This is a genomic window from Streptomyces sp. NPDC088910, assembly GCF_044749865.1.
Taxonomy (GTDB): Bacteria; Actinomycetota; Actinomycetes; order Streptomycetales; family Streptomycetaceae; genus Actinacidiphila.
Window position 1 is genome coordinate 65715 of the sequence record NZ_JBIVIV010000010.1, and the last position, 12516, is coordinate 78230.

At 73.8% G+C, this 12516-nt stretch carries 10 protein-coding genes; 8 read left to right on the forward strand and 2 right to left on the reverse strand.

Features of this window, described 5'->3' with window-relative positions; translation table 11 throughout:
• Nucleotides 1–8: 8 nt before the first annotated feature.
• The 4 genes from ACIP4Z_RS22755 to ACIP4Z_RS22770 all read left to right on the forward strand — a co-directional run bounded on the left by ACIP4Z_RS22755 (nt 9) and on the right by ACIP4Z_RS22770 (nt 4425).
• Nucleotides 9–1025: a sugar ABC transporter permease gene (locus ACIP4Z_RS22755; RefSeq protein ID WP_355345765.1), complete on the forward strand. Its 1017-nt coding sequence runs from the start codon at nt 9–11 to the stop codon at nt 1023–1025.
• Nucleotides 1022–1927, forward strand: coding sequence for a carbohydrate ABC transporter permease (locus ACIP4Z_RS22760; protein WP_355345762.1), 906 nt, complete (start codon nt 1022–1024; stop codon nt 1925–1927). The genes ACIP4Z_RS22755 and ACIP4Z_RS22760 overlap by 4 nt, the downstream gene beginning before the upstream one ends.
• Before the next feature lie 120 nt (nt 1928–2047).
• Nucleotides 2048–3073 (forward strand): carbohydrate kinase family protein, encoded by a 1026-nt coding sequence (locus tag ACIP4Z_RS22765; RefSeq protein ID WP_401310839.1) that lies wholly within the window; start codon nt 2048–2050, stop codon nt 3071–3073.
• Nucleotides 3070–4425 (forward strand): alpha-glucosidase/alpha-galactosidase, encoded by a 1356-nt coding sequence (locus ACIP4Z_RS22770; protein WP_401310842.1) that lies wholly within the window; start codon nt 3070–3072, stop codon nt 4423–4425. The genes ACIP4Z_RS22765 and ACIP4Z_RS22770 overlap by 4 nt, the downstream gene beginning before the upstream one ends.
• A 116-nt stretch (nt 4426–4541) precedes the next feature.
• Here ACIP4Z_RS22770 and ACIP4Z_RS22775 read toward each other — a convergent pair whose 3' ends face one another.
• Nucleotides 4542–5453: a hypothetical protein gene (locus tag ACIP4Z_RS22775; protein ID WP_401310845.1), complete on the reverse strand. Its 912-nt coding sequence runs from the start codon at nt 5451–5453 to the stop codon at nt 4542–4544.
• A 177-nt stretch (nt 5454–5630) separates the two neighbouring features.
• A complete protein-coding gene (locus tag ACIP4Z_RS22780) occupies nt 5631–5834 on the reverse strand; it encodes a hypothetical protein (protein WP_401310848.1) in 204 nt (67 codons plus the stop codon).
• Between the two features lie 471 nt (nt 5835–6305).
• Between ACIP4Z_RS22780 and ACIP4Z_RS22785 the strand changes: the two genes are divergently transcribed.
• From ACIP4Z_RS22785 to ACIP4Z_RS22800, 4 genes are read left to right on the forward strand one after another with little or no spacing between them, the layout of a single operon-like run.
• Entirely contained in the window at nt 6306–7508 is a 1203-nt protein-coding gene (locus ACIP4Z_RS22785; protein WP_401310851.1) for an acetyl-CoA carboxylase biotin carboxylase subunit family protein, read from the forward strand.
• A 2-nt stretch (nt 7509–7510) separates the two neighbouring features.
• Nucleotides 7511–9355, forward strand: a complete 1845-nt coding sequence (locus ACIP4Z_RS22790) for an IucA/IucC family protein (RefSeq protein ID WP_401311285.1) — start codon at nt 7511–7513, stop codon at nt 9353–9355.
• Entirely contained in the window at nt 9355–11178 is a 1824-nt protein-coding gene (locus tag ACIP4Z_RS22795; RefSeq protein ID WP_401310854.1) for an IucA/IucC family protein, read from the forward strand. Before ACIP4Z_RS22790 ends, ACIP4Z_RS22795 begins: the two co-directional genes overlap by 1 nt.
• Entirely contained in the window at nt 11175–12449 is a 1275-nt protein-coding gene (locus ACIP4Z_RS22800) for a type III PLP-dependent enzyme (RefSeq protein WP_401310857.1), read from the forward strand. The genes ACIP4Z_RS22795 and ACIP4Z_RS22800 overlap by 4 nt, the downstream gene beginning before the upstream one ends.
• Nucleotides 12450–12516 lie beyond the last annotated feature (67 nt).

The following is a 12516-nucleotide window of genomic DNA, read 5'->3' on the forward strand; positions in this document are numbered from 1 at the left end:
GGAGACCCATGTCGAGAACCACGCCGCGGCTGCTGCCCCGGCACAGGCCGGGCCCCGCGCAGCGCCGCCCCGCCCCGCTCACCCTGTCCGACCAGGACCGCGACCGCGAGCACGCACAGCAACTGCGCGCCCGCCGCCGCAGGCTGCGCGGCGAGTCCGCGACCGCGTGGACCTTCATCGCGCCCTCGATCGTGGTCATCCTCGGCCTCAGCGTCGTCCCCGTGGTCTGGTCGCTGCTGCTGTCCTTCCGCGCGGACGACCTGGTCACCCCCAGCCGCTGGGTGGGCCTGGCCAACTACCGGGCCCTGTCCAAGGACCCGCACTTCAGCCAGGCGGTGCGCAACACCCTGGAGTACACCGCGCTCTACGTCCCGCTGAGCATGCTGCTGGGCCTGGCGCTCGCCCTCGCGCTCAACCGGCGCATCCGGCTCGTCGGCGTCTACCGCACCCTGATCTTCGTACCGTTCGTCATCTCGGCCACCGCCCAGGGCGTGCTGTTCTCCTTCATCCTCGACCCGCAGTTCGGCGCCGCCAACTCCGTACTGCACTCCATCGGCGTCTCCCCGCAGGGGTTCCTCACCGATCCGTCGCAGGCCCTCCTCGTCCTCGTCGCGATCTCCCTGTGGAGCGGCACCGGCTTCTGCGTCGTGGTCTACCTCGCCGCGCTCCAGGACGTGCCGCAGTCCCTCATCGAGGCCGCCAGACTCGACGGGGCGGGACGCCGCCAACTGCTGCGCCACGTCGTGCTGCCGACGCTCACCCCGGTCAACGTCTTCCTGCTGCTGTGGCAGACCATCAACTCCCTCCAGGTCTTCGACCTCGTCTACGTCACCACCAAGGGCGGACCGCTCGGCTCCACCACCGTGATCGTCTACTTCATCTGGGAGCAGGCGTTCAAGAACTTCACCGCCGGTTACGGGGCAGCCGCCGCCTACGTGCTCGCGCTCGCCCTGCTGGTGATCGCGGTCGGCACGCGGGCCCTGCGCCGCCGCGAGCCCGTACGCCTCGAAGGAGCCCCGCGATGACCGTCACCTCAGCCCTGCCCGACGCGGCGCCGCCCGGCGCCGGGAACGCCGACGCCCCGCGGCCGAGCGCGCCCCGCCCCCGGCGGTCGCGGCTGCCCTTCAGCGGCTGGCACCTGCTGCTCGCCCCGCTCGCCCTGCTCTTCGCGGTCCCGCTGATCTGGCTGCTGGTCAGCTCGGTGATGAGCAACGCCGAGATCAACCGCTTCCCGCCCGCGCTGTGGCCCTCCCACATCGACCTCGGCGGCTACCGCTACGTGCTCGGCAACGCGCTGTTCCCGCGCTGGTTCGCCAACTCGCTGATCGTCTCCGTCGTCGCGGTCGTCTCCAACCTCGTCTTCGGCGCGCTCGGCGGATACGCCTTCGCCCGGATGCGGTTCGCCGGCTCGCGCACCCTGCTGGTGCTGATGCTGGCCACCATGGCGATCCCGTTCCAGCTCACCATGATCCCCACCTTCCTGGTGATGAAGCGGCTCGGCCTGATCGACACCCTCGGCGCGCTCATCGTGCCGTCGCTGGTCACGCCCTTCGCGGTCTTCCTGCTGCGGCAGTTCTTCCTCTCGCTGCCCAGGGAGCTGGAGGAGGCCGCGTGGATCGACGGCTGCTCACGGCTGCGCGTGCTGCTGCTCATCGTGCTGCCGCTGTCGCGGCCCGCGCTGAGCACGGTCGCGGTGCTGACCTTCCTCAGCACCTGGAACGACCTGACCTGGCCGCTGATCGCCATCAACCACGACACGCAGTACACGCTGCAACTCGGCCTGACCACCTTCCAGGGCCTGCACCACACCCGCTGGTCCGCGGTGATGGCGGGCAACGTCCTGACCGTCCTGCCGGTGCTGCTCGCCTTCCTCGCGGCGCAGAAGCAGTTCATCCAGTCGATCACCTCCAGCGGCCTGAAGGGCTGACGGGACACCGCCCCGTCGCCCGAGGACGGACGGACCCGCTCCGTCGCCCGAAGGGACGACGGGACACCGCCCGGACTCCCGCCGCCGGACCTCCGCCCCACCACCACAGAAAGCCAGCTCATGCCGGACACGTTCGACCTGCTCGTCATCGGGGACGCCAATCCCGACATCGTCCTGGGGCCGCTGGACGCCCCGCTCGCCTTCGGCCAGCGCGAACAGCTCGTCCCCACCGGCCTGCTGACCCTCGGCGGCTCCGCCGCGATCATGGCGTGCGGCGCCGCCCGGCTCGGCCTGAAGGTCGCCATCGCCGGCCGGATCGGCGACGACGACACCGGCCGGTACGTCCGTACCGCCCTGGCCGAGCGCGGCGTCGACACCGCGGCGCTGCGGGTGGACCCGGACCTGCCGACGCCGCTGACCACCGTGCTCACCCGCGGCGACGACCGCGCCATCCTCACCGCGCCCGGCACCCTCACGGCCACCGTCGGCGCCGACGTGCCCCAGGCGCTGCTCGCGCACAGCCGCCATGTGCACGCCGCCTCGTACTTCCTGCTGCCGGGACTCGCGACCGCGCTGCCCGACCTCTTCCGCACCGCCCGCGCGCACGGCGCCACCACCTCGCTCGACACCAACGACGACCCGGCGGGCGACTGGGACCCGGCCGGAATCGCCGCGCTGCTCCCCGTCACCGACATCCTGCTGCCGAACGCCAGGGAGGCGTGCGCCCTGGCGGCCGGCGGGGAGACCGCGTCCGGTGACCCCGAGGCGCGCGGGAAGATCCCGGCGGGGGACCCCGAGCCCGCCGACGTCGAGCGGGCCGCGGCCCTGCTCGCCGCGCGCGGTCCGCTGGTGGTGGTGAAGAACGGCGCGGACGGCGCCCTGGCCCACGACGGCCGCGGCCCGCTGCGCGCCCCCGCCGTCCCCGTACGGCCGCTCGACACCGTCGGCGCGGGCGACAGCTTCGACGCCGGCTTCGTCGCCGCCACCCTGGCGGGCCTGCCCCTGGCAGCCGCCCTCGCCCTGGCCGCCGCCTGCGGCGCCCTGTCCACCCGAGCGCACGGCGGCACCACCGCCCAACCCACCTGGGACGAGGCGCTCGGCGCCTCCCGCGCCGCCACCACCCGCAACGGAAAGAACCCGTCATGAGCACAGCCAGCACCACACCCCGCACGACGACCAGCGGCGCCACCCGTACGACCAAGATCGCCTTCATCGGTGCCGGAAGCGTCGTCTTCACCCAGGGCCTGCTCGCCGACCTCTTCGCCTTCCCCGAGCTCAAGGACGTGCACATCGCGCTGCACGACATCGACGCCGAGCGGCTGGCCACCGCCGACGGGGCCGCACGGCACATCGCGGCCGAGCGCGGCGCGGCGCCGCTGATCACCGCGCACGCCGAGCGCCGCGCGGCCCTGGAAGGCGCCGACTTCGTCATCAACATCATCCAGGTCGGCATGGGCGAGGCGACCCGTACCGACTTCGACGTCCCCGCCCGCCACGGCCTGCGCCAGACCATCGGCGACACCCTCGGCGTCGGCGGCATCTTCCGCGCGCTGCGCACCTTCCCCGTCCTGCGGGAACTCGGCCGGGACATCGCGGAGGTCTGCCCCGACGCCTGGCTGCTCAACTACACCAACCCGATGGCGATGAACGTGCAGTACCTCGCCGAGGCCACCGGACTGACCCGGGTCGTCGGCCTGTGCCACTCGGTGTACTGGACGATGCACGACCTGGCGGAACTGCTGCGCATCCCGCTGGAAGAGGTCACCTACCACGCGGCGGGCGTCAACCACCAGGCGTGGGTGCTGCGCTTCGAGTACCAGGGCGAGGACATCTACCCGCGGCTCGACGCGCTCATCGCGCAGGACCCGCAACTGCGCCGCAGGGTCCGCGTCGACATGTACCGGCGGCTCGGCTACTACCCGACCGAGACCAGCGAGCACTCCTCCGAGTACGTGCCCTGGTACCTGCACCACGACAGCGAGATCGAGCGGCTGCGGCTGCCCGTCGGCGCGTACCTCGGCATCGTGGACGAGAACGTCGCCGCGTACGAGAAGACCCGCGCCGCGCTCGCCGCCGGACTCCCGCTGCCGGTCGAGGGCACGATGGAGTACGCGCCGCAGGTGATCCACAGCATCACCACCGGCACCCCGCGCACCATCTACGGCAATGTGCCCAACCACGGCCTCATCGACGACCTCCCGGCCGCCGGTACGGTCGAAGTGCCGTGCCTGGTCGACGCGTTGGGCGTCCAGCCCACCCGGATCGGCGCGCTGCCGCCGCAGTGCGCCGCGCTGAACCGCACCTACCTCAGCACCACCGACCTCGTCGTCCGCGCCGCGATCGAGGGCGACCCCCGCCACATCCGGCACGCCGCCATGACCGACCCGGCGACGGCCGCCTCGCTCCCCGTCGAACGGATCTGGGAGCTGTGCGACGACATGGTGCGCGCCCACGGTGACGCGCTCCAGCCGGAGTTGCGGGCCGTCCTGGGCACGTGAGGCGGCGGGCCGCGCGCCGGGCCGGTGGGCTGAGTCGGCCCGACGCGGCCCGGCTCCACTCGGCCCGGCTCCACTCGGCTCGGCTCGGCACTCGGTTCGGTTCGACAGGGCTCGGCTCAGTGCGCGAGGGCGCTCATCAGGCGGCGCATGGCCCGGATGAGCGCCGGGCGCAGCGCGATGGTGTCGGCGGGGGTCGCCTCGATGGGGGAGCCGTCGGCGTTCAGCGGGCGGGCGGCCACGCCGTTCCACTGCTTGATGCCGTCCACGCTGAGCGAGAAGACGGCGCCGCCGTGCCGGACGGTGACGGCCTGCCGCGCGGTGCCGTAGATCGTGAACGCCTGGTCGCCGAGGCCGCGCAGCGCCCTGGTGACCTCGGGCGAGTCGGTCATGAACAGGAAGTCGCCGGAACCCGCGGTCGTGGGGTCGGGGACGATCACATGCGAGAGGTCCGCGAATTCGGCGTGCACGTCGGACTTCTTGTGCAGGTCGACGGTGACGGTGACCGTGTACGTCGTCTCCCAGTCGCCGCTCCCGGTCACCGACGTGGTCAGGGTGCAGGCGGCGTGGTCGAGGGCGGGACCCTTGGTGATCACGGGGATGCCCTGGAGGAATTCGGTGCCGAAGGCGTCGGACAGCGGCTGGAGATTGTCGCTGGTGCACGGGTTGTCCGCGAGGTGATAGCCGTGCAGGTCCGGCCGCGGGCCGCCGTAACCGGTGAACTGGAGGACCGCGAGCCAGACCGCCGACGCCGTGACGACGCCGCCGAGCGCCCACAGCACGCGGCCCCGGCGTCCCTCGGGCCGTGGCCGCCAGGGCTTGAGGGTCGGCCCCCTGTCCTCGCCGCCGTGACCGCCGCCCGTGTCGCGGACGCGGTACGGGTCCGCGGGGGAGCGCGGCGGCGGGAGGCGGGTGCGCAGCCGGGAGAGCGCGGAGCGCAGCGACGGCGGCGCGTGACCCGCGCCGCTCAGGATGTCGGGGGCGGGGCGGTCGGGCTCCGGCTCCTCGACCATCTCCGGCTCGGTGATCATGCCGAATCCCCTCGTCGCGGTGTGCCGGACACTGTACGGCGGGGCGGACGCCGCATCGGGACCCCTGCTCCCAGGCTGCCCATGGGCGGCGGCGGATAACAGGCGGGTTCGCGCCAGGGGGGATCGGGGCCGGACGGGTGCGGTGCCGGGGAGTGCGGGCCGGGCGTCGGGCCGCGGTCAGCCGCCGGTCTCCGCGCCGCCGCCGTCCCCGTCCTCCGGGAGGTCCGCCTCGACCCCGTTCGCGCGGGCGATCCGGAGCGCGTCGTCCAACTCGTCGCAGGCCACGGCCAACGCGTACGCGTCCCCCGCCCGCCCCGCGGCGGCCACCGCCTCCCGAGCCACGCGCACCCGCTCCAGCACCGCCTCGGCGAAACCGTCCACCCGGACCTCCATCCGACGTCATCGGCCGCCCTCCGCCCTGGCCCCGATCGCACGGAGAGCCAGGGGAGATCGCGGATCTCCGGACATGCTAACGACGCCGCCGCGGCCCGGCGCCACCCGAACCCCCGTATGGCGTAGGGCGGTTCGGCCCGCTTCACCTGCTGTCCAAGGGCCGTCCACCGCCCGTCCGCGCTCAGGTCGGACGGTGGACGGACGACGTGCGAACCGGGGCGGCGGCGGACCTCCGGGCACGGCGGAAATCGGTGTCGCGCGCCGGTCGGTGGACATGATCGGATCAGCAGACAGCATGACAATCGCACCGACGCGCCGGTGCCCACGGGCGTCAACCGACGCCGCGCCGGGGCGAATTGACAGAGTTAGGCATACCTAACTTAGGCTCGTCGCGCCCCTGGTCACCGGTCGTCCCACGACCGTCGGCCCGAACGACTGCGCGCCCGGAAGTGGACCCTCATGCGGCTCTATGTGCTGGCTCTGAACCCGACCGACTCGGTCACCGAGGGATTCCTCCCGGCCGCCCGCCGCCTCGGCCTGGACGTCACGGTCCTCACCGACCAGCCCGCCGCGCACCGGGCCGCGTACGGCGACGATCCGGCGGTCGGCGTCCTGGAGTGCGACGTACGAGACTTCCGCGCCGTCATCACCCGCGTCTCCGCCTATCGGCCGCCGGACGCCGTCTTCACCAACAGCGACCACCTCCAGGTCCAAGCCGCCCTGGCCGCCGACTACTTCGGCCTGCCCGCCAAGAGCTGGCAGGCCGCGCTGCGCACCAAGGACAAGGCCGAGACGCGCCGCGTCCTGGCCGCCTCGGGCGTCGACACGGTGTGGTCGGCGCAGTTGCCCGCGGGCCAGGACCCGGCGGCCTGCCTCGCCGGACTCGACGTGCCGTACCCCTGCGTCGTCAAACCGCGCGAGGGCGTGGCGAGCGAGGACGTCGTACGCGCCGAGGACCCGGCGGACCTGGAGCGCCGCGTCCGGCGGATCCAGGCCGACCGGCCGGGCGCCGCACTGGTCGTGGAGGAGTTCCTGCCCGGCGAACTGCTCACCCTGGAAACCCTCGGCGACGGTACGACCCGCCATGTGCTGGGCGGCTTCCGCACCACGCTGTCCCCGCCGCCGTACTTCATCGAGGAGCGGCTGACCTTCGTCCCCGCGCACCCCGCGCCCGTCGTCGACCAGGTCCTCGCCCAACTCGACGCCCTCGGCGTCGGATTCGGCGCCTGCCACACCGAATTCGTGCTGCACGAAGGGCGCGCGCGCCTGATCGAGGTCAACTACCGCGCCATCGGCGACCAGTGCGACCTGCTGCTGGCCGAACTGCTCGACCTGCCGCTCTTCGAACACATCCTCCGCACCCATCTGGGCGAACCCCTCCCGGCCTACCTGCGTACCGCGACCGGCCGCGCCGCCCGGCTCGACTACCCCTACGCGCGGCAGGCGGGCACCCTCACCGCCGCCCCCGGCCCGGCCGACCTGACGGCCGACGGCGTGCGCCTGACCTACCGGCCGTTGCGGGCGGTCGGCGAACGGCATCCGCTGCACCGCACCAACCGCGACCTGCTGGGCGTCGTCCGGGCCATCGGACCCGACGAGGACGCCGTGGAGCAGGCCGTCACCGGCTTCCTCGCCGAGCACCGCTGGGAGATCACGCCGTGACGGTGACCGGCCGGGCCGCCGGAGACGAAGAACGCGCCCTGCTGATCGACGTGTTGAGCACGCTGCTGCGCGAGGACGTCGTGCGCCTGCGCACCGGCAGCGCCCTCGTACGCCGCCCCGACGGCGACTGGCTGCGACTGCCGGTCCCCGAGGCCGATGCGGACGTGTTGCCGCTGCCGCTGCCGCTGCCCGTGACCGACCCGGCAGGGGAGGAGTCGGCGCTCCTGGTGCCGGTCACGGCGGACGGCTTCCAGAGCGAGTACGCCGCCCGGCTTCCGCTGCTCCTCCAGGAACCCGGCGGGCGGGAGTTGACGACCGGCGAGGACGTCCTGGCGGCGCTGCGCGCTCTCGCGGCGCCCGAGGACCGCGCGGGCTTCACCGCCTTCGCGACCGAGTACCGGGACGCGCTGACCGCCCTGCGGCTGCGGACCGCGACCCGCGCCGACACCGTGGCCCGGCTCACCGCACGCCACGGCGGTGACCCCGCCGGGTGGACCGGACTCACCGGCGCCCTCGCGTACGACACCCTGGCCGCCCGGTACGGCCACCCGGTGCACCCGACCTCCGCCGCCCGCAGCGGACTGACGGAACAGCAACTCATCGCCCACGCGCCCGAATTCGCGCCACGCTTCGCCCTGCGCTGGCTCGCCCTGCCCAGGGAGGCCGTCACCGTGCAGGGCGCGGACGGCGATCGGGCACCCGACGGCCTCGGCCTCGGCGACCTGCGGCCGTCCGCCCTCACCCTCGGCCTGCCGCAGGAGCTGGACGGCACCCATGTCGCCTTCCCCGTCCACCCCCTCACGGCGGACGGCCCGCTACGGGACGCGCTGCGCGCCACCGGCCTCGACGGCAGGTCCGTACTGGCCGACCGTACGTACCTGGAGGTGGCGCCCACACTGTCGACCCGCACCGTCGCGGTCCTCGCCGACCCCGGCACCCACCTCAAACTGCCCCTGGCCACCTCGACGTTGGGGCTGCTCAACCGGCGCACGATCAAACCGGGCAGCCTGATCGACGGCGCGGCCGGGCAGCGGCTGCTGGAGGCGGTGACCGCGCGCGAACCGCGCTTCCGCGACAGCGTGCTGCACGCCGACGAGACCCGGTTCGCGCACGCGGGCCACGAACTCCTCGCCGTGCTTGTCCGCCGCCACCCGCCCGGCCTCGACGGCTGCGCCGTCCTGCCCATGGCCGCGCTGCTCGCCGAGGCTCCCGACGGCCGGCCGGTCATCGACCACCTCGCCGACCGCTACTACGGCGGTGACCCGCTCGCCCTGCTCGACGCGGTCCTCACCCTGCTCCTCGACTGGCAGACCACGCTCTTCGGATACGGCATCGCCCTGGAGTCCCACCAGCAGAACATCTCGCTGCTGCTGGACGACCCCGAAGGCCGCACCCGGCTGCGCCTGCTCCTCAAGGACGACGACGGCCTGCGCGTCAACCGCGTGCGGCTGCGCGCGGCCCTCGGCCCCGACGCGCCGGAGCGCGCCGCCTTCGACGACCCGCGCATCCTGGTGGACGACGACGGCCCGGTGGCCGATCTGTTCACCACCATCACCGTCCATCTGTGCGCGGGCGCCTACGCGTTCGCTCTCGCGCGGCTCGGCCGCGCCCCGCTGGAAGACCTGCTCGGCCGCGTACGCGACCTGCTCGACCGGGCCGCGCGGCGGCTCGGCACCGGGCCGGGCGAAGCGGGCGAGACCCTGCGCGCGCGTGTGCTCGACGCACCGCGCCTGCCCGTCAAAGCGATGGTGAGCGCGGGCACGCTGCTCACCAAGGACCGCTCAGGAGCCACCGACATCAACAAGCACTACACCACCGGACCCAACTACCTTCTGCGGAGCCGTTGATGACGCTGCCCACCATCACCGGACCCGCCGACTGCGCCCGGCACGCGGGACTGCCCGACGCGGACCGGGCCGTGGCCCACACCCTGCTGAACTGCCTGCTCCGCGAGGTGTCGGGGCCCGAGCACCAGACCGCCGTCATCGACGGCCGCCTGCTGGTACGGCTGCCCCGCACCGGAGTACGGTTGCGGGTCGCGCTGCGCCGCACCTCACTGCTCGGCGCGCACCGCTTCGCGGGACCGGTCACGGAACAGACCGGCCACGACGACTGGACCGAGATCGACTGGCGACGGCTGGCCGAACACACCCACGCCGAGCTGACCTCGCTCACCGGCGTGCCCAACGACGAATTCCTCGACCAGGTGGAGTCCAGCCACCACGGAGTCGCCACCGCGCTGTGCGCCCCGCGCCCCGTCGCGGCCGGGCTCCCGCTCGCCGGATACCTCGCCTCGGAACAGTCGCTCGTCTATGGCCACCGCTTCCACCCGGCCCCCAAGTCCCGTGGCGGCGACCCCGGTTCATGGGCCGCCTACGCACCGGAGACCTCGGCGTCCTTCCCGCTGCGGCTGCTCGCCGTGCGCGAGGATCTGACCGTCCAGGAGTGCGCCGAGCCCGGCGCCACCGACCCGCTGGACCGGCTCGCGGCCGTGCCCACGGGTTACCGGCTGCTGCCCGCCCACCCCTGGCAGTACGACCTGCTGCGCCGCCACCCCGCGCTGCGCGCCGCCCTGGACCGCCGCGACGTGCTGGACCTGGGCCCCGGCAGGACCCGCTTCGCCGCCACCGCCTCCGTCCGCACCCTCTACGACGGCGACACCTTCCTCAAATTCAGCCTCAATGTGCGGATCACCAACTGCCTGCGCAAGAACGCCAGTTACGAACTGGCCGGGGCCGTCGCCCTGACCCGGATGCTGCGGCCCGCCTTCGCCGACCTCGCCGCCCGCTTCCCCGGCGCCGACGTCCTGCGCGAGCCCGCCTACCGCAGCCTGGCCCTGCCCGGCCGCGACGGCCGCCCCGACCAGTCGCTGCTCGAAGGCTTCGGCGTGATCGTCAGGGAAGGGCTCGACCGGCGGCTCGGCCCCGGCGGCACCGCGCTGCTGGCCGCCGCCGTCGCCGACGAGTACCCGACAGGACCGGGGCACATCTCCCGGCTGGTCGCGGACGGCGGCCCGGCGGCGGCCCTGCGCTGGTGGCGCGCCTACCTGCGGCTGCTCGTACCCCCGGTGCTTGCCGCCTACTTCGACCACGGCGTGGTGCTCGAACCCCACCTCCAGAACGTGCTGGTCTGCGTCGACACCGACGGAGACCCCGTCCAGGTGCTCTTCCGCGACCTGGAGGGCACCAAACTGGTCCCCGAACTGCTCTCGGGCCCCTGCGCCGACGCCCTCGCCGCGCTGCCGCCCGAGGTCGCGGAGCCCCTGCGCTACGACGCCGACCGGGGCTGGGACCGGGTGGTCTACTGCCTGCTGGTCAACCACGTCGCCGAGATGCTGGCCGCCCTCGCCGACCTCCACCCGGACACCGAACCCGCCCTGTGGGCCGAGGTCCGCCGCGCCATCCGCGACCACGCGGACGAGCACGGCCATCACCCCCGGCTCGACGCCCTGCTCGCCGGAGCACCGCTGCCCGCCAAGGCCAATCTCCTCACCCGCTGGGAACGCGCGGCCGACCGGTTCGCGGGGTACGTACGCCTGCCGTCGCCGCTCGCCGAGGACGTCCTGCCGGCACCGCTCGCCGAGCACGTCCTGCCGGTACCGGACGGCGGACCCGGACACCCCGTGCGCGGCGCCGACCGCGATCCCGACGACGCGAGGACGCAGTCATGACCGCACCCGCACCTGCACCCGCACCTGTCGCTGTCCCCGACTCCGTACGGACCACGGCTCTCGCCCTTCCGACCTCCCAACTGCCCGCCTACCTCTACGACCTGGCGGCGCTGCGCGCGCACGCGGCGGCCGTGCGGGCGGCGCTGCCCGAGCGGGCGGAGCTGTACTACGCGGCGAAGGCCAACCCGGAGCCGGAGATCCTGGCGGCGCTCGGCCCGTACGTGACCGGCTACGAGGTCTCGTCCGGCGGCGAGGCCGCCCATGTGGGGGCGGCGGTGCCCGGCCGCCCGTTGGCCTTCGGCGGACCGGGGAAGACCCCCGCCGAGATCACGGCCGCGCTCGACCTCGGCGTGGACCGCTTCCACGTGGAAAGCGCGTACGAACTGCGCGTGCTCGCGCATCTCGTGGCCGCGCGCGGGACCCGCGTCGGCGTGCTGCTGCGCTTCAACCTCGCTGTCGCACCGGGGGAGTTGGCGACGGGAGTGCTGGCCATGGGCGGCGGACCCTCGCCCTTCGGCCTCGATCCGGCGCAGGCCGACGCGGCCGTCCGCGCGCTCACCGACGGCAGCCATCCGCACCTCGAACTGCGCGGTGTGCACGCCCATTTGGCCAGCGGCCTCCCGGCGCCGCGATTGCTCGCCGTCGCCGAAGCCGTGGTCGCTTGGGCGAGTGACCTCACGGCGCGGCACGGCGTCCCGCTCCGGGAGGTCAACGTCGGCGGCGGCATGGCCGTCGACTACACCCGCCCGGCGGACCGCTTCGACTGGGCCGCGTACGGCGAGGGGCTCGCCCGGCTGCTCGACGCCCACCCCGGACCGCTGCTGCGCATCGAACCGGGCCGCGCCCTGACCGCGTACTGCGGCTGGTACGCCACCGACGTGCTGGACGTGAAGCCCAGCCACGGCGAGGAGTTCGCGGTGCTGCGCGGCGGCACCCACCATCTGCGGACCCCGGCGGCCAAGGGCCACGACCAGCCCTGCGCGCTGCTGCCGGTCGACGACTGGCCGCACCCGTGGCCGCGCTCGGCGGCCGACGGCGAACTGGTCACGCTGGCAGGCCAGTTGTGCACACCCAAGGACGTGCTCGCCCGGCGGGTCCCGGCGGCGGGACTCCGCGCGGGCGACCGGGTGCTGTTCGCGCTCGCCGGGGCCTACGCCTGGAACATCTCGCACCACGACTTCCTGATGCACCCCCGGCCGACCGTCCACTACGTCGGTTCCACGGATGTCCCGGATTCCACGGCTCTCCCGGAATCCACGGCCCGTTCCTGAGACCGGCCGCTCCCGGACCGCTCCTGAGACCGGCCTCTCCCGGACCGGCCGAGGCGCCGGTCCGGGA